The following is a 20683-nucleotide window of genomic DNA, read 5'->3' as shown; positions in this document are numbered from 1 at the left end:
CCGGCCCCGGACCCGGCCCATGGCCCCGCTCAGTGGCCTTTGAAGGCCTCCTCCAGCCACCAGGAGCCGCGTTCGCCGGTGATCCTGGCGTGCACCAGCAGCGGGCGGTCCCTGGGCCCCTTGAGCCATTCGGCCACGCCCGCCAGCCCGGCGGCGTCCGTGACGGTCACCGCCGCGAACCCGTGGCCCCGGGCGATCGCGGCCAGGTCGGCGGGCGGGAAGCGGACCGTGCCGAGCGGATGCCCGTGCGGCCCGAAGTGGTGCACCTCCGCCCCGTACGCCTCGTCGTCGTAGACCACGACCACCATGGGCAGCCCCAGCCGGACGACGGTCTCCAGCTCGGCGATGCCCATGAACGCGCCGCCGTCGCCCAGGGCGGCCACCGGCAGCCGGTCCGGACGGGCCAGGGCGGCCCCGATCGCGGTCGCCAGGCCGAGCCCGACCGACTGGAACGCCTGGGTGAAGCAGAACCCGCCGGCGTCCGGCACGTCGAGGAACATCGAGGGGTATCCCATGAAGTTGCCCGAGTCGACGGACACGACGCGCTCGCTCGGGAGCAGGTCGTCCAGGGCGATGGTGAGCGTTCTCGGGTCGATGCGGCCCGCGCCGCTCTCGTCCCGGTACGGCACCGAGCGCCAGCGCCCCTCGTCCCTGATCCGCCGGGCCAGCTCGGCCGACCGGTAGCCCGGCGCGGCGCCGCCCGGCACGGTGAGGGCCGCCGCCACGGCGCGGACGTCCCCGACCACGCCGAGGTCGGCCCGGACGTGCGCGCCGACGGCCGCCGGGTCGAGGTCGACCTGGGCCACCTTCGCCTCCGGCGGGATCAGCGTGCCGTGGCGGGTCGTCCACATGTTCAGGGCGCATCCCCAGCCGACGATCAGGTCCGCGCCGCGGATCAGCTCGGCGGCCAGCGGGGTGGCGAAGCCGCCGCTCACGTCGAGGTCCCAGGGGCTGCCGTGGAACAGGCCCTTGGCGACGGCGGAGGTGGCCAGCAGGGCGCCGGTGCGGTCGGCCAGCGCCTCCAGCTCGCGGCGGGCGTGCCGGGCGCCGCGGCCCGCGACGAACACCGGCCGCCGCGCCCCGGCCAGCAGCCGCCCGAGCTCGGCCGTCGCGTCGTCCGCGGCCGCTCGGTCGGGCCCGGCCGTCGTGTCCTGCGCCGCTGAGCGGTCGGGCCCGGCCGCGCCGGTCAGGGCAGGGGCGGGGGCGCGGGAGCGGGAGGGGGCGGACTGCACGTCGAGCGGCAGGTTCAGCAGGACCGTGCGGCGTTCCCGCGAGGCCACGCGGAAGGCTTCGAGCGCCTGCTCCTCGGCCCGCGCGGCGTCCGTGAGACGCATGGGGACCGCGCCCACCGCCGCGGCCAGGGCGTCCTGGTCGATGTGGAAGTTGGAGCGGGCGTCCGTCGCCTCACCGGCCAGGACGATCATCGGCGTACGGCTCTTGGCCGCCTCGGCGATCCCCGTCATCGCGTTGGTCAGCCCCGGCCCCTGGTGGACCGTGACGACGCCGACCTCGCCGCTCATCCTGGCGTAGGCGTCGGCCATGGTCGCCGCCCCGCCCTCGTGCCGCGCCGCGACGAACCGGACGCCGTGCTCGACCAGCGCGTTCGTGACGTGGAAGTTGCCGCTGCCGACCACCCCGAACGCCGTGCGGACGCCGCCGGCGGCCAGCGCCCGGCCGACCGCCGCGGCCGCCGTCTCCGGGACGGTCAACGTTCCACCAGGGCCAGGACGCGGACGGGGCTGCCGGAGCCGCCCACGATGGGCAGCGGCGGGGCGACCACGGCAGCCCCGGTCACCGGCAGGCGGTCGAGGTTGCGGAGCTGGGTCAGTCCGTACTTGCCCGCGCCGAGCAGGAAGGAGTGGCAGGGGAAGGGCGGGTCGAAGGAGTGGGCGGCCCCGGCGTCGGTGCCTACGGTCTCCACGCCGAGCCCGAGGATCGGGGTCTCGGCGGCCAGCCAGGACGCGCACTCGACCGAGATGCCCGGCGAGTGCGGGCCGGTCTCGTCGGCGTTGAGGAAGGCGGCCTGGTCGGCGGAGCGGGCGTCCCAGCCGGTGCGGTAGAGCAGCCAGCCGCCGTCGGGCAGCGGGCCGTTGGCGCGTTCCCATTCCTTGACGTGGTCGATCTGCAGCAGGAAGTCGGGGTCCTTGGCCGCCTCGGCGGCGAAGTCGAGCACGACCGCGGGCGCGATCAGGCTGCGTACGGGCACCTGGGAGACGTCCTGGCCGTCGCGGGCGGTGACCCAGTGGACGGGGGCGTCGAAGTGGGTGCCGGAGTGCTCGCCGGTGTGGATGTCGTTCCAGTACCAGGCGGGGCCGCGGTCGTCGTAACGGCTGATCTCCTCCAGCCGGAACGGGATGGTGTTGCCGAACGGCTCGGGCAACTGGAGGATCGGCGTCTCGGAGGACAGGGGCGCGGTGAGGTCGACCACCTCGATCGCACCGCCGCGCACGCTGTCCAGGAAGCTCTGCAACACCGACATGTCATCCTCCTTGTTGGGCTGAGCGCATCCTCCTCCAGCGGGACTCACCCGCGCAACGACACGGCAGGGCGGTCTTCACAGGTCGTCCCAGGTGGGTTGGGCGGCGGTGCCGCCGGCCGCGCGGGTGGACAACGATCCGCAGGCCACGGCCACGTCGAGGCATTCGCGCGGGCTCATCCCGCGCAGCCTGGCGGCGAGGTAGCCCGCGTCGAAGCTGTCGCCCGCGCCGACGGTGTCCACGGGTTCGACGGGCCTGGCCGGGGCCCGCGTCACCAGGCCGGACTCCCAGGCCAGGGCGCCGTCCGCGCCGTCCTTGACGACGACGGCCGGTCCGAGGGCGCCCAGCCGCGCCGCGACGGCCTCCAGCGGCCCGTCACGGACGCCGGACAGGCGGGCCGCGATCGCCCTGGCCTCGCCGGCGTTGGGCAGGAACACGTCGGTGACGGCGAGCACGTCCGCCAGGCCGTCCCAGCGGCCGGCCGGGTCGTCGTTGGTGTCCAGCGAGGTCGTGGCGCCCGCCGCGCGCAGCTCCGCCAGCAGCGCGGGCAGCCCGTCCGCCAGTCCCGGCTGCAGGAAGTACGACGACACGTGCACGTGCCGGGCCAGGCCGCGCGGCACGTCCGCGGCGGTCAGGTGCGGCAGGCAGCCCGGCGAGGTGAGGATGGCCCGGTCCGTCCCGTCGGCGAGCACGACGGTCATGGCCGTGGGCCGGGGGTCGGTGACGCAGTGGGAGACGTCCACCCCGCGCTCGGCCAGCGCGCCGAGCACGAAACGCCCCGCCGCGTCGTCGCCCACGCGGCCGGCGAAGGCGGTGCGCAGGCCGAGCCTGGCGGCCCCGCACGCGGTGATCGCGCCGGACCCGCCGAGGACCAGGTCGCCGCCCGCGACGAGCTGTTCGCGCTGGCCGTACGCCAGGTCGCGCGGCGCGCCGGTCAGCACGATGTCGGGGTTGGCGTCGCCGACGACCAGGAGGTCGAACCCACCGGCCGCCGTCACGCCTTGGTCCACTGTGCGCATCCGGCGGTCTGGAACGCCTTGTCGCCCGGCTCGATGGTGACGCTCGCCGGGCCGGTCGGCGCGCCCGCGTTGATCACCGAGCCGAGGTCGGGGGACGTGCTGTTCAGCCGGGCCCAGAAGCAGTTCGTGGAACCGGCGACGGGACCGGTCGTGCGGTAGGTGCCGGGCTGCATGTCCACGCCCACGACGAACGTGCGCATCCCGGCCATCGGCCCGGTCTGCGCGGGTCCGGGCTGCGTGGGACCGGTCTGCGCGGGTCCAGGCTGCGTGGGACCGGTCTGCGCCGGTCCGGGCTGCGTAGGACCGGTCTGAGCGGGACCGGTCTGGAGGGGGTCCGTCTGGAGAGGGCCGGTCTGCGGGGCGTCCGTCGGGGCGGGCTGGGTGGCGGGGACGGAGGCCGAGGGCGGGCCGGTGCCCTCGACCGTCACCGTGACCCTGGGGGCCGGCGAGGCCGACGAGCCCTCCGCGCCGTACCCGACGAAGATGCCCAGGATGAAGGCCACCACGGCGGCCAGCCCGGACACGAGCAGGATGATCGGCGGACTGCTCGTCGCCCGAGGGGGCTCAGGGGGGCCGTACGTCACGGACCCAAGGGTGCCACCTCCATCGACGCCCCTGTCAACGCCCCGGTCAGCGGTGGAGGTAGTCGACGAGCGACGCCTTCTCCGTCTCCAGCTCCTCGATCGCGCTCTTGACCACGTCGCCGATGCTGACGATGCCCACCAGGCGGCCGTTCTCGACCACGGGCATGTGGCGGAACCGGTGGGTGGTCATCGTGCGGCGCAGCTCGTCGACGTTGTCGCCGGGCCCGGCCGTGCGGACCTCGGTCGTCATGATCGAGGAGACCGGCGCGTCGAGGATCTCGGGGCCCCGGTCGTGCAGCCGCCGCACCACGTCGCGCTCGGAGACGATCCCCTGGATCGTCGTGCCGTCGGTGGAGACGACGACCGCGCCGATGTTGTGGTCGGCGAGCTTGCCGAGCAGTTCCCGGACCGTCGCCGCCGGCGCCACCGTGGTGACAGCGCTTCCCTTGTTGCGCAGGATCGTCCCGATGAGCATGTGCACCACCTCTGCTCCCGTTGTCCCCGGCCGAGGGCCGGCTTATGCCCGGTCCTCACAGGCAAACAACCGAGTGGGGACACCGTCAAGCGGTCACGTAGGCTGACTTGCCGCATCTCCGACGACGTGGAAGGCATCGATGACCGAGCAGCTCAACACCGGAAGCCACGACCTGCCCATCACCCCGGAGCTGGCCGCGTTCATGCGCACCGGCTGGGCCGACACCCGGCGCACCGGCGTGACCGCGCTGCCGATCGCTCCCTGGGCGGCCCGGCGCAGGGCGGCGCTGGCCGCGCGTTTCCCCGGTGAGCGGCTGGTCGTCCCGTCGGGCACGCTCAAGGTGCGCAGCAACGACAGCGACTACCGGTTCCGTCCGCACAGCGCGTACTCCTACCTGACGGGCGCGGGCGAGCCCGGCGACGTGCTGGTCATCGAGCCGTCCGGGCAGGCCGTGCTGTACGTGCGCCCGCGCTCGCCGCGCGAGGAGGGCGAGGAGTTCTACCGCGACCGCCGCTACGGCGAGTTCTGGGTGGGCCGCAGGCCCGACCTGGCCGAGGCGTCGGAGCTGTACCAGATCGAGTGCGCGCACATCCGCGACCTGCGCTCCGAGGGCCCGGCCCGGGTGCTGCGCGGCGTCGACGCCTCCGTCGACGCGCTGGTGCCGGCGGGCGGCCGCGACGCCGAGCTGGAGGTGTTCCTGTCGGAGATGCGGCTGGTCAAGGACGAGTGGGAGGTCGGCGAGCTGCAGTCGGCCGTGGACGCCACCGTGCGCGGCTTCGAGGACGTCGTGCGCGCCCTGCCCGCGGCCCTCGGCCACCCGCGCGGCGAGCGTTACCTGGAGGGCGTCTTCGGGCTGCGCTCGCGCCTGGAGGGGAACGCGGTCGGCTACGACAGCATCGTGGCCTCCGGCGCCCACGCCTGCGTGCTCCACTGGATCCGCAACGACGGCGCGCTGGCCGAGGGCGACCTGCTCCTGCTGGACGCCGGGGTCGAGACCGACACCCTCTACACCGCCGACGTCACCCGGACGTTCCCGCTGTCGGGCCGGTTCACCGCGGCGCAGCGGCAGGCGTACGAGCTGGTGCTGGCCGCCCAGGACGCCGGCATCGCGGCGCTGAAGCCCGGCGCGAGCTTCCGCGACTTCCACCTGGCGGCCATGCGCGTCATCTGCGAGGGCCTGCACGACTGGGGCCTGCTGAAGGACTCCCCCGACGCCCTCATGGAGTCGGGCCTGTACCGCCGCTACACGCTGTGCAGCAGCGGCCACATGCTCGGCCTCGACGTGCACGACTGCGCCAGGTCGCGGGCCGAGGTCTACCTCGACGGCGTGCTGGAGGAGGGCAACGTCCTGACGGTCGAGCCGGGCCTGTACTTCCAGCCCGACGACCTGACGCTGCCCGCCGAGCTGCGTGGCATGGGCATCCGCATCGAGGACGACCTGGTGGTCACCGCCGAGGGCGCCACCCTGATGTCGAAGGCCCTCCCCCGCCACCCCGACGAGATCGAGTCCTGGATGAACGTCGTCCGCTCGTGACGGCCCGGTCACTTTTCGTGGCCGACTGACAAGGTTCGCCTGGGCTGGCATCGTGGGCTGGAGTGCGGCGGGACGGCGGCGGGGGCGGCGGTGGGCGGGCGGTTCACACGGGGGCGGGTGCTCGGCGCGCTGGCGGCGCTGCTGGCGGCGGCCGTCGCGGCCACGGCCGTGCCGCAGTGGATCGACGCCTCCCGGGCCCGGGACGCGCTGGCCCGCCTGGAGCGCGAACGCGCCCTGCGCCTGGAGGTCTCCGGCGCCGCGAGCGCCTTCGGCCGGGCCCTGCTCAGCTACGACTACAAGGACCTCCAGAGCGCCCGCTCGACCCTGTCCGCCCAGGCCACGGGCGACTTCCAGGCCACCTACGACGCGGCGTTCGGCGGCGCGATGTCCCAGGTGATCGTCAAGCTCAAGGCCGTCTCCCAGGCCAAGGTCCGCGAGGTCTACCTGGCCGACGCCGGCCAGGCCACCGCGCACGCCATCGTCGTCGTGGACCAGCAGGTGAACACCGCGCAGGCGATTCGCTCGGTGCAGGATTCGCACCTTAAGATCACGCTTGTGAAACAGAAGGGCGCGTGGAAGGTCCAGGACGTGACCGTGCTCGGCGCGGCTTCGGAGGACCAGCACAAGCTCGACGACCCCGCGGCGAAGAAGAAGGACTGACGATCGTCCCCCTGGCGATGGGCGGCCGCCCCGAAGAGGTGCGCGCCCCCGAGACGTGGCTGACCGAGGCCGAGCGCGAACGCGCCGACCGGTTCGTCTTCCCCGCCGACCGCGCCTGTTTCGTCGCGGCCCACCTGCTCGTCCGCCTGTGCGCCGCGGCCGTGCTGGATCTGCCGCCGGAGGGGCTGACCCTGCTGCAGCACTGCGAGGTGCACGGCCCCGGCCACGGCAGGCCGTACCTGCGCGAGGCCCCCGATCTGGGCGTGAGCTTCAGCCACACCCGCGGCTACGTGTGCGCCGCGGCCGGCCCCGGCCGGGTCGGCGTGGACGCCGAGCACGTGCCGACAGGCCCGCTGAACGAGGGCCTGGCCGACCACGCGCTCACCCCCGCCGAACGCGCCCTGGTGACGGGCAACGACGACCTGATCCGCCACTGGACCCGCAAGGAGGCCCTGGTCAAACGCGGCGAGCTCACCCTGGACGAGCTGCGCACGACCGGCGTCGACCCGCTGCCGTTCGGCCACCTGCTGGAATGGCGGGCCGCCCCGGACATCAGGGTCGCCGTCGTCACCGACACGCCGGCCGAGCGGATTCCCGTCCCGTCGCTCTGAGGGGCCCGGCCGGCTAGACGATCATCGCCCCCTTCACGCTGACGTCATGGCCGCGACCTGGGCGTCCATGAGTGCGTAGTAATGGCGACAACCCAGCAGCCCGTAGGGGAAACCCCGGGAAGCCACCTCAGGGACTGCTCATTCCAGGGAAGGATGACTGTCCCCGAGTACTTCCTGATCCTCAAAAGCATGAAAATGTTGATCGTAAGCACGGTGGCGATCCTCACTATGTCGGCCTGTTCCAACACCTCTTCCAGCGCCGCCGACCAGTCCGACAAGCCCACGCCGCCGCCCCGGATCACCAGCGCGCAGCTCACCCTGCCACCGCCCACCGGCCCGAAAAGGATCGGCACCAGGATGCTGCGGCTGGTGGACTCCACCCGCCGTGACGACTGGGTGGACGGGCAACCGGTGCGTGAACTGATGGTTCAGCTCTGGTATCCCACCTCGACATCCAGCGGAACGCTCGCGCCGTACATGACCAAAGGCGCCGAGGCGCGGACCCGGCAGATCAACGCGATCCCCGATGAGGTGAAGCTGCCCGTCACCCACGCCTACCTGAACGCCCCGATCGCCCCTGGCGCTCACCCGGTCATCGTGTACGCCCACGGCTCCCACGACACCCGGACCGGCAACACCGTCCTGGTGGAGGAGCTGGCCAGCCACGGCTACCAGGTCGTCACCATCGACCACACCCACTATGCCGAGGAGGTGGAGTTTCCCGATGGCCGCATCGTCGACGAGGTCAAGGACCCCGACACCGCCCATGAGGTCGCCACCCGGGTCGCCGACGTGCGCTTCGTCCTGAACCAGCTGGGCCTGGCACGAGTTGGCATGTTCGGCGCCTCCTTCGGGGGCGTGGCGACGGTCGCGGCGATGCACGACGACCCGCGGATCATCGCCGGTGTCAACCTGGACGGTCCCTGGACCGAGCCGATCTTCGGCGACGTCAGCCGCTGGCCGATCACCAAACCCCTGTTGTCGCTGACCTCCGCCCAAGCCGACAGCCACCCCCCGCTGCCAGGCCGGGTCATCCGGCTGGCCGGCGCCCAGCACCTGACCTTCTCCGACGGCGAATGGCTCGACCCCAACCCCACCCCCGAGCAGTACGGCACCATCGACCCCCAGCAAGCCCTCCGCCTGCAACGAAAAGCCCTGCTCGACTTCTTCTCCCAAACCCTTCACTAGATCGCGGATTTCGCGACTGTCTCGGGCAACGAGGTCGCACGTTCGAGTGGGAAGCGAACCTTCTCTGGAGGGGGCGCGGCCGAACCTGATCGGAGAAACAGCCCTAGCGGCGGCGGGTCGGGGTGGGGTCGAGGAAGACCAGGGTGACGCCGGAGAAGCGGTCGCGCAGCCGCCGGTCGATCTCGTCACAGGCGATCTCCACGCCCGCCGCGCTCGCCTCGTCCCGGAAGTCGATCTTGGCGGCGATCATGATGGAGCCCGGCCCGATCATCATCGTCAGCAGCTCGACCACGTCGTCCACCTCGGGCTGGGCCAGCAGCACCGCGCGGATGCCGACCTCGATCTGCCTGGGGGCGGCCTGGCCGATCAGCAGCGACAGGTTCGACTGGATCAGGATGAGCGCGACCACCAGCAGGAGCAGGCCGATGGCGACCGAGGCCGCGCCGTCCCACAGGGCCGAGCCGGACCACTGCGAGCCGAGCAGCCCGAGCGCCGCGATCACCAGGCCCACCAGCGCGGCGGCGTCCTCGAACAGCACGGCCTTGAGCGCGGTGTCGGACGTGATCCGCACCAGCCGCGCCGGACGCACCTTGTACCGGCCGGCCTCGGCGCGCAACTGCGAGTACGCCTTCGTGAACGAGATGCCCTCGATCACGAACGAGACGGCCAGCACGACGTAGGACGGCGTGAGGTTGCCCAGCTTCTCGCCGTGGCTGATCTCGTGCAGCCCGTGGGTGACGGAGAACCCCGCACCGCCGACCAGCGTCGCGACCGCCGCCATCATCGCCCAGAAGAACCCCGCCTTGCCGTAGCCGAACGGGTGGCGCTCGTCGGGCGGCTTGCCCGCCCGGCGTACGGAGACCAGCAGCAGCAGCTCGGTCATCGTGTCGGCGGCCGAGTGGGCCGCCTCGGACAACATCGCGGCCGAGCCGCCGATCAGCCCCGCGACGAGCTTGGCCAGGGCGATGGTCAGGTTCGCGGCGCCCGCGACCAGCACGGTCGCCAGGCTCTCCCCCGACTTCTCCTCCATCAGATCACTGTACGGCGGCCCTGCGCGGCGGCCCCCCGCAGGTAGCCGCGTCGTCGCGGGCGTGCGATAGATTGGGGATCATGAGCGCGCCCCGCTGGCTTTCCCCCGCCGAACAGCGTGCCTGGCGTACGCATCTCGCGCTGCACAAGCTGCTCATGCACCGCCTCGACCGCGAGCTGCAGGAGCACCAGCTCTCGCTGAACGACTACGAGATCCTGGTCAACCTCTCCGAGAGCCCCGAGCGGCGCATGCGGATGAGCGACCTGGCCGACGCCACGATCCAGTCGCGCAGCAGGCTGTCGCACCAGATCTCGCGCATGGAGGCCAAAGGGCTGGTCACCAGGGAAGACTGCCGCGACGACCGGCGCGGCACGTTCGCCGTCCTGACCGACGAGGGCTGGGCGACGATCCAGCGGGTCGCGCCCGACCACGTCGCGAGCGTGCGCGAGCATTTCGTCGACCGGCTCACCGACGACCAGCTGGAGGCGCTGGAGCAGGCGTTCGGTCCCATCGTCGACCACCTGAAGAAGCTGCGCTGAGGCCCAACCGATATCGGCGACGGCTCACCGGCATTCCCGGGCGCTCGCTACGATCCGCTCATGCTCCGAAAGCTGCTGATCGTTGTCGTGCTCGCGCTGATGCCGGCCTGCTCCGCGGGGGGCGGCGGGGGTGACGCGCTCCCCGCCGGGCCCGAGGTGATGAAGAAGTCCGCGGAGGCCATGAAGGCCGTCAGGTCGGCCGGTTTCTCGATCGCCACGGAGGGCAAGCCCAACGTGCCGCTCAAGAAGGCCGACGGCAGGCTCACCTCGGCGGGCGACGCCGACGGCACGATCACGCTGGACGTGCTGGGCACGCTGCAGGAGATCACCTTCGCCCTGATCGGCGACACCGTGCACTTCAAGGGGCCGACCGGCGGCTTCCAGACGATGACCAGGCAGCAGCTCGCCCAGTTCTACGACCCGTCGGTGATCCTCGACCCGGGCAAGGGCATCGCGCAGCTGCTCGCCTCGGCGACCGACCCCACGGTGGAGGCGGTCGAGGACGGCTCGTACCGGGTGGCCACGACGTTCTCCGGGCAGGTCGTCGGGCAGATCGTCCCGGGCGTCACGCAGGGCGTCAACGGCAAGGTCTGGATCGACAAGGCCACCAGCAGGCTCACCAAGGCGAGCCTGCCGCTGCAGAACGGCACGGTGACGGTGACGTTCAGCGACTACGACGCGCCGGTGACGATCACGCCGCCCCCGTCCGGATGAGCCAGGTGAGCGGGAACGTCCCGGCGGACCGCGCCCGCCGGGTCGCGCTCGGCGCGGGCGGCGCGGTGGTGCTGCTGGCCGCGCTCGACGCCTACGTGGTCGTGACGGTCCTGATGGACATCGCCCACGACGTCGGCGTGCCGCAGAACCATCTGGAGCGGGTCACGCCGGTCGTCACCGGGTTCCTGCTTGGCTACGTCGCCGCGATGCCGCTGCTCGGTCAGCTCTCCGACCGTTACGGCCGGCGGCCGCTGATCCACGCCTGCCTGGCGGCGTTCGCGCTCGGCTCGGTGCTGACCGCGCTGGCGGCCGGTGAGGCGATGGTGGTGTCGGGCCGTACGGTGCAGGGCGTGGCGGGCGGGGCGCTGCTGCCGATCACGATGGCGCTGATCGGCGACCTGTGGGAGGAGCGCGACCGGCCGCTCGCGCTGGGCGCGGTGGGCGCGGCGCAGGAGCTGGGCAGCGCCCTCGGCCCCCTGTACGGCGGCGTGCTGGCGCTGGTCCCGCCGGTCGCCGTGGCGGGCGTGGAGCTGGGCGGCTGGCACGCCATCTTCTGGGTCAACGTGCCCCTCGCCGCCCTGGCCGCCGTCGCCGTGCAGCGTACGGTCCCGGCCCGGCCGCCCTCCGGCACGGCCCGGGTCGACGTCGCCGGCGGCGCCCTGCTGGCGCTGGCGCTGGCCCTCCTGGTCGTCGGCCTGTACAACCCCGACCCGGCCACGACGGTGCTGCCGCCGTGGGGGCCGCCGGTGATCGCGGCCGGGGCGGTGGCGGGCGGCGTCTTCGTCTGGTGGGAGATCCGCTCCCCCGTCCGGCTGCTCGACCTGTCGGCCGCCCGCAAGTCGCCGCTGCTGGCGACGCTGGGCGTGAGCTTCCTGGCGGGCGCGGCCCTGCTGGTGACGATGGTGTTCGTGCAGTTCGCCGCCCAGACGCTGCTGGACAAGGACGCCCTGGGCGCGGCGCTGGTCCTGGCCCGGTTCCTCGGCGCGCTGGCCGTGGGCGCGCTGCTCGGCGGCGTGCTGGCCCGGCGGGCCGGCGAACGCACGGTGGCGGTGCCCGGCCTGCTGATCGCCGCGGCCGGATACTGGCTGATGAGCCGCTGGCCGCTCGACCTGGCCGGCGCGGGCCTGGCCGTGGACGCCGACCTGGTCGTGGCGGGGCTCGGCCTCGGCCTGGTGATCGCGCCGGTCTCGTCGGCGGTCCTGCGGGTCAGCCCGGCCGTCCAGCACGGCGTCGCCTCGGCGGCGGTCGTGGTGGCCAGGATGATGGGCATGCTCGTCGGCGTGGCGGGCGTGTCGGCGTGGGGGTTCCACCGGTTCCAGTCGCTGACCGCGAACCTGGACACGCCGCTGCCGTTCGGCGTGGACGCGCAGACCTACCAGCGGCGGTTGGCCGACTACCTGGCCCAGATCGATGCCGCCCTGCACGTCGAGTACACCGAGATGTTCCTGCTCACGGCGTTCGTCTGCCTGCTGGGGGCGGCGGTGGCGCTGCTCATGCCGCGCCGCGCCCTGCCGGAGGCGGCGCCCGCCCTCGCGGACGCCGCCCCCGACCCCGAACATTGACGTGAATCAGGTGGCGCCGCCGGTCAGGGCGACAGGCGGTGCAGGTCGTGGGGGAAGGCGGTGGTCTGGCGGATGTTGGCGGCGCCGGTCAGCCGGGCCGTCCAGCGTTCCAGGCCGAGGGCGAACCCGCCGTGCGGCGGCATCCCGTACCGGAACGCCTGGAGGTAGCCCTCGTACGGCTCCACGTCGCCGCCCAGGGCCTGGACGTAGTCGTCGTACCGGTGCAGGCGCTGGCCGCCGGTCACCAGCTCCAGGCCCCTGAACAGCAGGTCGAAGCCGTTGGAGTAGCCCGGTCTGGCCGGGTCGGGATGGGTGTAGAACGGCCGCTTGGACATCGGGTAGCCGGTGACGAACAGGAACTCCGACCCGTGCTCGCGCAGCGCCCAGTCCGACAACCAGCGTTCCTGGGCCGGTGACAGGTCGGGCTCGTCCTCGCCGGTCAGCCGCTGTGCCTCGGTGAAGTGCACGGCCGGGATCTCGGCGGGCACGGCGGGCAGCACGGCCCCGGCCGCCTCGACGGCGGACGCGGCCCGGCGGCGCACCGACTCCACCATGCCGGCGACGACCTCCCGCAGCACGGCCATCACGTCCCGGTGGTCGGCCACGAAGCCCAGCTCGGCGTCGAGGCTGGTGTACTGGGCCAGGTGGCGGACGGTGTCGTGCGGCTCGGCGCGGAAGACCGGCCCGACCTCGTAGACCCGCTCGAACACCCCGACCATCGTCTGCTTGTAGAACTGCGGCGACTGCGCGAGGTAGGCGCGGCGGCCGAAGTAGTCGATGCCGAAGACGTTCGCGCCGGACTCGGTGGCCGAGGCCACGATCTTGGGCGTGTGGATCTCGGTGAAGCCGAGGCCGTCCAGCGTCTCGCGGAACCCGGCCACGCTCGCCGCCGAGATCTCCAGCGGCGCCCGCAGCAGCGGATGCCGCAGCGCGACGGGCGCGTGGTCGAGGACGGTCGGCAGCGTCGCGGCCACGACCGGCCGGTAGAGGTCGAACGGCGGGGCCTGGGCGGGCTCGGCCAGGACCTCGATCTCCGGGCCGGTCAGCTCGACCCCGCCCGGCGCCTGCCCGGCCGGGGTCACGGTGCCGGTGACCCGGACGACGCTCTCCTCCGGCGGCAGTTCCCCGTCCGCGCTGACCACCTGGGCCAGCCCGGCACGGTCGCGTACGACCAGGAAGGAGACGGATTTCAGGTGCCGGCGGCGATGGACCCAACCGGCGATCGTCACTCGTCGGCCGGCGTGCTCAGCGAGCGACGCCGACAGGACACGAGAGATCATTACAGCTCCTCTGCAGGAAATGCATGACCCCTTGGGAGTGCGGGGGAGAAGGGAGCTCCCGGTGCCACCGCACTTTCGCCGCCCGCGAGGGGCGGCCTCCACGACCCGATGACGGGGGTCAGCCGGCGGGGCATTTCCTCCCCGCACTCGGGAGTGTCTTCACCAGCGGACACGGGACCGCCTTCACAGCTGCCGGCGGCTCTCTGGGCCCGTGCGGCCCGCTGGCTACTCGTCTCCGTCCACGTGTTGCCGTAGATGATACGGCAACGCCGTTACTTGTCCTTCTTCGGGCGCTTCTCGCGGATCTTCATCGTGACGTCGATCGGCGACCCGGCGAACCCGAACTCCTCGCGGATGCGCCGCTCGATGAAGCGCCGGTAGGTGTCCTCCAGCCAGCCGGAGGTGAACAGCACGAACTTGGGCGGCTCGACGGACGCCTGCGTGGCGAACAGGATCTTCGGCTGCTTGCCTCCCCGGACGGGCGGCGGCGTCGCGTGCACCAGCTCGGTGAGGAACGCGTTGAGCCGTGCCGTCGGCACCCGGGTGGACCAGGAGTCGAGCGCCTTCTCCAGCGCCGGCACCAGCCGGTCCATGTGGCGGCCGGTCTTGGCGGAGATGTTCACCCGCAGCGCCCACGGGGTGCGCACGAGCTGCCGGTCGATCTCCTTCTCCAGGTAGTAGCGGCGGTCTTCGTCGACGAGGTCCCACTTGTTGAAGGCCACCACCATGGCCCGCCCCGACTCGATCACCAGGCCGATGATCCGCAGGTCCTGCTCGGTGAGCGGCTCGCTGGCGTCGATCAGCACGATCGCCACCTCCGAGCGCTCCAGGGCGGCGCGGGTGCGCATGGCCGCGTAGAAGTCGGCGCCCTGCAGCTCGCGGTCGCGGCGCCGGATGCCGGCGGTGTCGACGAAGCGCCAGGTGCGCCCACCCAGCTCGATCAGCTCGTCGACCGGGTCGCGGGTGGTGCCCGCCATCGGGTCGACCAGCACCCGCTCTTCGCCCGCCAGCTTGTTGAGCAGCGAGGACTTGCCCACGTTGGGCTTGCCGAGCAGCGCCACGCGGGCCGGGCCGCGCTCGCCGCCGAAGGTCACCTGCGGCGTCTCGGGCAGCGCGTCGAGCACCACGTCGAGCAGGTCGCCGCTGGAGCGGCCGTGCAGCGCGGAGACCGGGTAGGGCTCGCCCAGGCCGAGCGCCCACAGCGCGGCGGCCTCCAGCTCCAGCTGCTGGTTGTCGACCTTGTTGGCGGCCAGCAGCACCGGCTTGCCCGACTGGCGCAGCACCGCGCCCACGATCTCGTCGGCGTCGGTGGCGCCCACGGTGGCGTCGACCACGAACACGATCACGTCGGCCAGCTCGACGGCGACCTGGGCCTGCTCGGCGATGCGCAGGTTCATGCCGGTGGCGTCAGGGTCCCAGCCGCCGGTGTCGACGACGGTGAAGCGGCGGCCGCGCCAGTTGGCGTCGTAGGTGACGCGGTCGCGGGTGACGCCCGGAACGTCCTCCACGACTGCCTCGCGGCGGCCGATGATGCGGTTGACCAGCGTGGACTTGCCCACGTTGGGGCGGCCCACGATGGCCACGACCGGCAGAGGCGTGGTGTCGCCGTGCTCGGTGACTTCCAGCTCGTCGAGGTCAGCCTCGACCCAATCCCCCGTTGACATGCTTGTTCATCCTTAGGTGAGTACCGCACCTGGAGGTCAGGTGCGCTCCTTGACCAGCCTCAGCACCTCCGCGATGACCTCTTCGAGGTTCAGCGCGGTGGTGTCGAGCTCGACGGCGCCATCCGCCATCGAGAGTGGGTCCGTCTTACGTGTCGAGTCCAGGGTGTCACGCCGCTCCATGGCGGCCTGCTGCGCCTCCACCGTCGAGCCGGCCAGCTCGGCGCTCCTGCGCCGGGCACGGGCCTCGGCGCTGGCCGTCAGGTAGACCTTGACGGGCGCGTCGGGGCAGACGACCTTGCCGATGTCGCGGCCCTCGACCACGATGTCACCGGCGGCGGCGATCTCCCGCTGCAGCGCGACCAGCCGCCTGCGCACCTCGGGGACGGCGGCCACGGCGGAGACCGAGCCGGTCACCTCGGCCTCCCGGATGGGCCCGCCCACGTCGACGCCGTCGACCAGGATCGTCGGCCCCTCGGGGTCGGTGCCGGAGACGATGGACGGCTCGCCGCAACGGGCCGCGACCGCCTCGGGATCGGCCAGGTCGACGCCCTGCCGGAGCATCCACCACGTCATCGCCCGGTACATGGCCCCGGTGTCGAGGTAACGCAGGCCCAGCGCACGGGCGACCCCGCGCGACACGCTCGACTTGCCCGACCCCGAAGGACCGTCCATGGCGACGACCAGACCGGACACGGCCTCTCCCTCTTCACGTGTGTTTCCCCAACCTGAAGAGGCTACCGCCTCCGGTCAGTCCGCGATCCAGCTCCCGTGGAAGCCGAGCGGGACCCTGGCGGGCAGGTGCACGACCGCGACCGGCTCGCCGGTGAAGTCCTGGGCCGAAAGGATCACCAGGTCGGCCGCTCCCCTGGCCGGGTCGTTGACGTAGGTGAGCAGGTAGCCGTCGTCCTCGGCGGCGCCGGAGGGCACGAAGACCGGCTCCCCCACGTACGCGCCGCGCCCGAACCGCCGCGCCTCCTGCGTGCCGCGTTCCAGGTCGTGCTTGATGAGCGTGTTGTCGAACGCCTCGTCCGGCAGGTCCTCCAGCTCGGCGGCCGGGTAGATCACGTCGTGCAGGTCGGCGGCGGCCGAGGTGTAGCCGTAGCGGTACGGGCTGCCGGTGCGGCGCTCGTCGATGCGGGGGAACTCCTGGGGGCGGTCGTCCAGGCGGGTGGTGGTGACCCGGCCCGCGCCGGGGTCGATGCGCCACCGGTCGAGCGTGGGCGCGCCGCCCAGGTCGAGCCGGGCGTCCACGAACCGCTTGGGGTAGCGGACGACGTCCACCACGACCTGGTCGCCGTCGTCGTAGGCGTTGAGGGTGTGGAAGACCCAGCAGGGGTCGATCTCCACCCACTGCACGTCGCCGGTCTCGCGGGAGAGCAGGCCGAGCCGGGCGGGCCGGGCGTCGTCCCACGCGTACGGGAGCGGCGCGCCGCGCTCGGCGTGGGCCATGCTGAGCGTGACCGGCAGGTCGTAGATCACGACGTACCGGCGGGTCAGCGCGAAGTCGTGCAGCATCGGGCGGTCGGCGACGGGGATGTCCCTGACCTGGGCCACCACGCCCTTGGGGTCGATCACGATGTGCTGGTGGTGGTCCCAGCCGGCGAAGTAGGCCATCGCGTGCAGCTCGCCGGTGACCGGGTCGAGGTGGGTGTGGGCGGCGTACCCGCCGGGCAGGCCGCCGACGAAGTCGCACGCGCCGACCGTGTCGAGCTCGTAGCTCAGCTCGTACGGCAGCCCGCCCGCCTCGACGGTCGCGAACGTGCGCCCGGCGATGCCGATGACGTGCGTGTTGGCCGCGAAGTCCATGCCCGCGTGCACCGGGCCCGGCGCCGGCGGCTCGCCCAGCCGGCGGGCCACCTCGGCGTTGCGCACCCACCGGTTGCGGTACCACTCGGCCCGCCCGCCGCGCAGCCGCACGCCGTGGACCATGCCCTCCCCCATGAACAGGTGGGTGGCGGCCGGGTCGTCGAGGCTGAGCGGGTTGGGGCCGTTGCGCAGGTAGCGGCCGTCGAGCTCGGCGGGGATGCGGCCGGTGACCTCCAGGTCGAAGGCCGTGATCTCCTCCGTCGCGGGTGCGAAGCCGTTGCGGAAGGGGGTGCTGGTCATCGTGCGCTTCCTCTCAGGTCAGGAACGGCGTGAGCACGGAGGTGTAGAGCAGCCGGTAGCGCCGCTCCGCCTCGGCGCTGTCGAAGAAGCCGGAGATCTCCAGGCTCACCGCGCCGTGGATCGCCATCCACAGCACGTCGGCTATCTCGCCGGAGTCGGCCCCGCGCAGCCGTCCGGCCTCCAGGCAGGCGGCCACGGCCTCGACCAGGATGTCGAAGGTCCGCCGGCCGGCCGCGACCGCGTCGGGGGCGGGCTGGAAGCCGTGCATCGCGTTCTGGAACATGACCCGGTAGTAGTCGGGCTCGTCCAGCGCGTACTCGCGGTAGGCCGCCAGGCCCGCGTGCAACGCCGGGAGCGGGTCCTCCTGGGCGGGGACGGCCAGCAGGCGCGCCTCCAGCCGGGCGAAGCCCTCCAGCCACAGCGCCTCGCTGAGACCGTCCTTGCCGCCGAAGAGGGTGTAGATCACCTTCGTGGAGCAGCCGACCTCGCCGGAGATGCGCCGGACGGTGAGCGCCGCCGGGCCCTCGGCGACGAGCAGGTGTTTGGCGGCGTCGAGAATGGCCGTCCTGACCACGCTCTGGCCTTCCTGCTGGGCTTGCCGGTACGCGGTGACCGCCATGTGAGTAACACCGTTTCTTCTCGGTAACGCTGTTACCGACCTTTGTACGCCTCCTGCGTCCCGCCGTCAATGCCGCCGGCGAGGAGTAAGGGCGTCCGCCCAGGTAAGGAGGTCCGGCGTGACGGAGACGAACCGAGCGCGGGTCACGGTCGTGGTGGCCACCAGGGACCGGGTCAGAACGCTGGCCCGGACGATCCCCCGCCACCCGAGGCCGGTGATCCTCGTCGACAACGGCTCCTCCGACGGGACCGCCGGGTTCGTCCGCAAGCACTTCCCCGACGTCCAGGTGGTCGAGGCGGGGGCCAATCTGGGCGCGCCGGGCCGCAACGTCGGCGTGCGCCTGGCCGAGACGCCCTACGTCGCCTTCGCCGACGACGACTCCTGGTGGGCGCCCGGCGCCCTGGAACTGGCCGCCGACGTGCTGGACGCCCACCCCCGCCTGGCCGTGCTGGGCGCGCGCGTGCTGGTCGGGCCGCAGGAGCGGCTGGACGCGGCGTCGGAGGCGATGCGCGACTCCCCGCTCGGCGTCGAGGACGACCTGCCGGGGCCGAGCGTGCTGGGCTTCCTGGCCTGCGGGGCCGTCGTGCGCAGGGAGGCGTTCCTGGAGGCGGGCGGCTTCGACGACGTGATCTTCTTCTTCGGCGAGGAGGAACGGCTGGCCGTGGACCTGGCCGCGCGCGGCTGGGGGCTGGCCTACGTGGACGGCGTCGTCGCCCACCACCACCCCTCCCCCGCCCGCGACCCGCGCGGCAGGCAGGCGCTGGCGGCGCGCAACGCCGTGCTGACCGCCGTGCTGCGCCGTCCCTGGCCGGTGGTGGCGCGCCGGTCCCTGGAGGCGCTGCTGGGCGGTCCGGCGGGCCGGGAGGGGCTGCGCACCGCCGTACGGCGGCTGCCCAGGGCCCTGGCCGCCCGGCGCGGCCTGCCGGTCGCCGTGGAACGCGCCCGCCGCAGACTGGAGCGCACGGCCGGCTGACGCCGTGGGCGGGGCTCGGCGCCCGCCCGTCGCGTCGTGCTCAGTGTCCCCGGTCGGGGAACGTCAGGGGACCTGCCAGCCGCGTTCGCGCAGGGCGTCGGCGAGCGGGGCGGCCGCGTCCGGCTGGACCCACAGCTCGGCGATGCCCAGGGGCAGCCCGGGCGCGTGCTCCAGCCGCACGTCCTCGACGTTGACGCCGACCTCGTCGCACACCTGGAACAGCCGCGCCAGCTGGCCGGGACGGTCACCGATGACCACCTGGACGACCACGTACGCGGGAGCGGGGCCGCCGTGCTTGCCGGGGATGCGCCCGTGCCCGGCGACGCCGCGCTTGAGGAGCTGGGTGAGGTCGCCGCTCGCGGTGCCGTCGCCCTCGGCCAGGGAGCGCAGCGCGGTCGCGGCCTCGGCCAGGTCGCGGGAGACCGCCTCCAGCACCTCGGCGACCGGGGTCGCGTTGCCCGACAGGATGCCGAGCCAGAGCCCGGGGTCGCCGCCCGCGATCCTGGTCACGTCGCGCACCCCCTGCCCGGCCAGGCCGAGCGCGACCTCGGTGGCGTCGGCCAGGCGGGCCGCCACGGCCGAGGCGGCGACATGCGGGGCGTGCGAGACGACGGCGACCGCGCGGTCGTGCTCCTCCGCGCCCACCTCGACGGGGTTGGCGCCGCACAGCTCGACCAGCTTGAGCACCGCCGCCCTGGCGTCGTCGGCGGCCTCGCCGGTCGGGCAGAGCGCCCATGGCCGGCCGAGGAACAGGTCGGCCCTGGCCGCGCCCGGACCGGACTTCTCCCGCCCGGCCAGCGGGTGGGAGGCGACGTAGGTCGTCAGGTCGCAGCCGAGCCGCGCGGCCATGCGGATGGGCTCGGCCTTGACGCTGGCGACGTCGGTGTAGAACCGGGCCACGCCGCGGCTCTGCAGCTTCAGCAGCTCGTCGGCCACGTGCGCCGGGGGCACCGCGATGACCGCCAGGTCGACCTGCCCGGCGGGCAGCCGCTCCGGCTCCCACTCCTCGCCCGCGCCCAGTTCCCTGGCCAGCCGCACGGCGGCCGCGTCACGGTCGGCGAGCAGCACGCGCACGTCGTGCTTGCGCAGCGCCAGGGCCGCCGAGGTGCCGATGAGACCGGTGCCGACGACGAGCACGGTACGGAGTTCCGAGGCCATATCGATGTCCTGATTTATCGGGCTAGTGAGAGTGTTGCCTGCCGTGTCCGTCAGGCACGTGCCGCACGACGATCCGGCTCACGCCGGTCGCCTACTGGGCGATGTCCTGCCGCAGCGCCACCGCGCCCCGCAGATACACATGCTGCATCTCTGCCCGCGGACGGTCGGTCTCCACATGCGCCATCAGGCGCACCACGCGCGGCAGCGCCCCCGGCACGCCGATCTCGGTGCAGCAGATCAGCGGCACGTCGTGGAAACCCAGCTTGCGCGCCGCGAGGGCGGGGAACTCGGAGGTCAGGTCGGGGGTGGCGGTGAACAGCACGCTGATCACGTCGTCGGTGGTCAGGCTGTTGCGCTCCATGATCGCCTGGACCAGCTCGGTCGTCCCCTGGATGATCGAGTCGCGGTCGTCGGCATCCACCTGGATCGCCCCGCGGATCGCCCGCACCATGCGCCCTGTTCCCCTTCCATAGCGGGAGAGCCCGTGCGG

21 protein-coding genes are annotated in these 20683 nt (G+C 73.0%); 8 read left to right on the top strand and 13 right to left on the bottom strand.

The features are described from left to right. Positions 1 to 29: 29 nt before the first annotated feature. The 5 genes from ACIBK9_RS49535 to ACIBK9_RS49515 all read right to left on the bottom strand — a co-directional run bounded on the left by ACIBK9_RS49535 (position 30) and on the right by ACIBK9_RS49515 (position 4555). Positions 30 to 1709 (bottom strand): thiamine pyrophosphate-binding protein, encoded by a 1680-nt coding sequence (locus ACIBK9_RS49535; RefSeq protein WP_397166214.1) that lies wholly within the window; start codon positions 1707 to 1709, stop codon positions 30 to 32. After that, a complete protein-coding gene (locus ACIBK9_RS49530; RefSeq protein ID WP_352321865.1) occupies positions 1706 to 2479 on the bottom strand; it encodes a cyclase family protein in 774 nt (257 codons plus the stop codon). The genes ACIBK9_RS49535 and ACIBK9_RS49530 overlap by 4 nt, the downstream gene beginning before the upstream one ends. A gap of 75 nt (positions 2480 to 2554) precedes the next feature. After that, positions 2555 to 3475, bottom strand: a complete 921-nt coding sequence (locus ACIBK9_RS49525; RefSeq protein WP_397166212.1) for a carbohydrate kinase family protein — start codon at positions 3473 to 3475, stop codon at positions 2555 to 2557. After that, positions 3472 to 4080 (bottom strand): hypothetical protein, encoded by a 609-nt coding sequence (locus tag ACIBK9_RS49520; protein WP_397166211.1) that lies wholly within the window; start codon positions 4078 to 4080, stop codon positions 3472 to 3474. Before ACIBK9_RS49520 ends, ACIBK9_RS49525 begins: the two co-directional genes overlap by 4 nt. A 46-nt stretch (positions 4081 to 4126) precedes the next feature. Then, positions 4127 to 4555: a CBS domain-containing protein gene (locus ACIBK9_RS49515; RefSeq protein WP_364331049.1), complete on the bottom strand. Its 429-nt coding sequence runs from the start codon at positions 4553 to 4555 to the stop codon at positions 4127 to 4129. 139 nt (positions 4556 to 4694) lie between these two features. On the opposite strand from ACIBK9_RS49515, the gene ACIBK9_RS49510 reads away from it, so the two are divergent. From ACIBK9_RS49510 to ACIBK9_RS49495, 4 genes are all read left to right on the top strand, one after another. Beyond that, the gene (locus ACIBK9_RS49510) at positions 4695 to 6089 is read left to right on the top strand and encodes an aminopeptidase P family protein (protein ID WP_358293722.1); all 1395 of its coding nucleotides are present in this window, start codon (positions 4695 to 4697) and stop codon (positions 6087 to 6089) included. Between the two features lie 90 nt (positions 6090 to 6179). Continuing rightward, complete coding sequence (locus tag ACIBK9_RS49505) at positions 6180 to 6749, top strand: hypothetical protein (RefSeq protein WP_397166209.1); 570 nt, start codon at positions 6180 to 6182, stop codon at positions 6747 to 6749. Positions 6750 to 6766: 17 nt separating this feature from the next. Further along, positions 6767 to 7360: a 4'-phosphopantetheinyl transferase family protein gene (locus tag ACIBK9_RS49500; protein WP_397166207.1), complete on the top strand. Its 594-nt coding sequence runs from the start codon at positions 6767 to 6769 to the stop codon at positions 7358 to 7360. 213 nt (positions 7361 to 7573) lie between these two features. After that, positions 7574 to 8548: an alpha/beta hydrolase family protein gene (locus ACIBK9_RS49495; protein ID WP_397166205.1), complete on the top strand. Its 975-nt coding sequence runs from the start codon at positions 7574 to 7576 to the stop codon at positions 8546 to 8548. Positions 8549 to 8651: 103 nt separating this feature from the next. Here ACIBK9_RS49495 and ACIBK9_RS49490 read toward each other — a convergent pair whose 3' ends face one another. Continuing rightward, on the bottom strand, positions 8652 to 9578 hold the full coding sequence (locus ACIBK9_RS49490; protein WP_397166203.1) for a cation diffusion facilitator family transporter: 927 nt from the start codon (positions 9576 to 9578) through the stop codon (positions 8652 to 8654). Between the two features lie 80 nt (positions 9579 to 9658). Between ACIBK9_RS49490 and ACIBK9_RS49485 the strand changes: the two genes are divergently transcribed. From ACIBK9_RS49485 to ACIBK9_RS49475, 3 genes are read left to right on the top strand one after another with little or no spacing between them, the layout of a single operon-like run. Further along, the gene (locus tag ACIBK9_RS49485; protein WP_352321897.1) at positions 9659 to 10117 is read left to right on the top strand and encodes a MarR family transcriptional regulator; all 459 of its coding nucleotides are present in this window, start codon (positions 9659 to 9661) and stop codon (positions 10115 to 10117) included. 60 nt (positions 10118 to 10177) lie between these two features. After that, positions 10178 to 10831, top strand: a complete 654-nt coding sequence (locus ACIBK9_RS49480; RefSeq protein ID WP_397166201.1) for an LppX_LprAFG lipoprotein — start codon at positions 10178 to 10180, stop codon at positions 10829 to 10831. A 5-nt stretch (positions 10832 to 10836) separates the two neighbouring features. Beyond that, positions 10837 to 12393, top strand: coding sequence for an MFS transporter (locus tag ACIBK9_RS49475; RefSeq protein ID WP_397166200.1), 1557 nt, complete (start codon positions 10837 to 10839; stop codon positions 12391 to 12393). A gap of 23 nt (positions 12394 to 12416) precedes the next feature. On the opposite strand, the gene aspS is transcribed toward ACIBK9_RS49475, so the two are convergent. From aspS to ACIBK9_RS49450, 5 genes are all read right to left on the bottom strand, one after another. Continuing rightward, positions 12417 to 13673: an aspartate--tRNA(Asn) ligase gene (aspS, locus tag ACIBK9_RS49470; RefSeq protein WP_397166199.1), complete on the bottom strand. Its 1257-nt coding sequence runs from the start codon at positions 13671 to 13673 to the stop codon at positions 12417 to 12419. 272 nt (positions 13674 to 13945) lie between these two features. Continuing rightward, entirely contained in the window at positions 13946 to 15337 is a 1392-nt protein-coding gene (der, locus tag ACIBK9_RS49465) for a ribosome biogenesis GTPase Der (RefSeq protein ID WP_352358193.1), read from the bottom strand. Between the two features lie 36 nt (positions 15338 to 15373). Further along, entirely contained in the window at positions 15374 to 16030 is a 657-nt protein-coding gene (cmk, locus tag ACIBK9_RS49460; protein ID WP_397166197.1) for a (d)CMP kinase, read from the bottom strand. A 54-nt stretch (positions 16031 to 16084) separates the two neighbouring features. Then, a complete protein-coding gene (locus ACIBK9_RS49455) occupies positions 16085 to 17443 on the bottom strand; it encodes a carotenoid oxygenase family protein (protein WP_397166195.1) in 1359 nt (452 codons plus the stop codon). A 13-nt stretch (positions 17444 to 17456) separates the two neighbouring features. After that, positions 17457 to 18062 carry a TetR/AcrR family transcriptional regulator gene (locus tag ACIBK9_RS49450; RefSeq protein WP_397166193.1) on the bottom strand — a complete coding sequence of 202 codons (606 nt, stop codon included), beginning with the start codon at positions 18060 to 18062 and terminating at the stop codon, positions 17457 to 17459. A 118-nt stretch (positions 18063 to 18180) separates the two neighbouring features. Between ACIBK9_RS49450 and ACIBK9_RS49445 the strand changes: the two genes are divergently transcribed. Continuing rightward, entirely contained in the window at positions 18181 to 19035 is an 855-nt protein-coding gene (locus tag ACIBK9_RS49445; protein ID WP_397166191.1) for a glycosyltransferase family 2 protein, read from the top strand. Between the two features lie 63 nt (positions 19036 to 19098). Here the strand turns inward: ACIBK9_RS49445 and ACIBK9_RS49440 are convergent, their stop codons facing one another. Together ACIBK9_RS49440 and aroH are read right to left on the bottom strand one after the other, a co-directional pair. Then, a complete protein-coding gene (locus ACIBK9_RS49440) occupies positions 19099 to 20193 on the bottom strand; it encodes a prephenate dehydrogenase (protein WP_397166190.1) in 1095 nt (364 codons plus the stop codon). Between the two features lie 91 nt (positions 20194 to 20284). Beyond that, positions 20285 to 20644, bottom strand: coding sequence for a chorismate mutase (aroH, locus tag ACIBK9_RS49435; RefSeq protein WP_357968329.1), 360 nt, complete (start codon positions 20642 to 20644; stop codon positions 20285 to 20287). Positions 20645 to 20683 lie beyond the last annotated feature (39 nt).

The sequence above is a fragment of the Nonomuraea sp. NPDC050227 genome (genome assembly GCF_044459705.1).
Lineage (GTDB): Bacteria > Actinomycetota > Actinomycetes > Streptosporangiales > Streptosporangiaceae > Nonomuraea.
The sequence above is the reverse complement of the archived record's forward strand: the minus strand, read 5'-3'. Positions and strand labels throughout refer to the sequence as shown.

Bases quoted from the DNA above. Each gene is read 5' to 3' on its own strand.
- ACIBK9_RS49515 (WP_364331049.1), bottom strand. From the start codon at position 4,555: ATGCTCATCGGGACGATCCTGCGCAACAAGGGAAGCGCTGTCACCACG.
- der (WP_352358193.1), bottom strand. From the start codon at position 15,337: ATGTCAACGGGGGATTGGGTCGAGGCTGACCTCGACGAGCTGGAAGTC.
- ACIBK9_RS49480 (WP_397166201.1), top strand. From the start codon at position 10,178: ATGCTCCGAAAGCTGCTGATCGTTGTCGTGCTCGCGCTGATGCCGGCC.
- ACIBK9_RS49450 (WP_397166193.1), bottom strand. From the start codon at position 18,062: ATGGCGGTCACCGCGTACCGGCAAGCCCAGCAGGAAGGCCAGAGCGTG.
- ACIBK9_RS49490 (WP_397166203.1), bottom strand. From the start codon at position 9,578: ATGGAGGAGAAGTCGGGGGAGAGCCTGGCGACCGTGCTGGTCGCGGGC.
- ACIBK9_RS49530 (WP_352321865.1), bottom strand. From the start codon at position 2,479: ATGTCGGTGTTGCAGAGCTTCCTGGACAGCGTGCGCGGCGGTGCGATC.
- aspS (WP_397166199.1), bottom strand. From the start codon at position 13,673: ATGATCTCTCGTGTCCTGTCGGCGTCGCTCGCTGAGCACGCCGGCCGA.
- ACIBK9_RS49500 (WP_397166207.1), top strand. From the start codon at position 6,767: ATGGGCGGCCGCCCCGAAGAGGTGCGCGCCCCCGAGACGTGGCTGACC.
- ACIBK9_RS49455 (WP_397166195.1), bottom strand. From the start codon at position 17,443: ATGACCAGCACCCCCTTCCGCAACGGCTTCGCACCCGCGACGGAGGAG.
- aroH (WP_357968329.1), bottom strand. From the start codon at position 20,644: ATGGTGCGGGCGATCCGCGGGGCGATCCAGGTGGATGCCGACGACCGC.
- ACIBK9_RS49440 (WP_397166190.1), bottom strand. From the start codon at position 20,193: ATGGCCTCGGAACTCCGTACCGTGCTCGTCGTCGGCACCGGTCTCATC.
- ACIBK9_RS49510 (WP_358293722.1), top strand. From the start codon at position 4,695: ATGACCGAGCAGCTCAACACCGGAAGCCACGACCTGCCCATCACCCCG.
- ACIBK9_RS49485 (WP_352321897.1), top strand. From the start codon at position 9,659: ATGAGCGCGCCCCGCTGGCTTTCCCCCGCCGAACAGCGTGCCTGGCGT.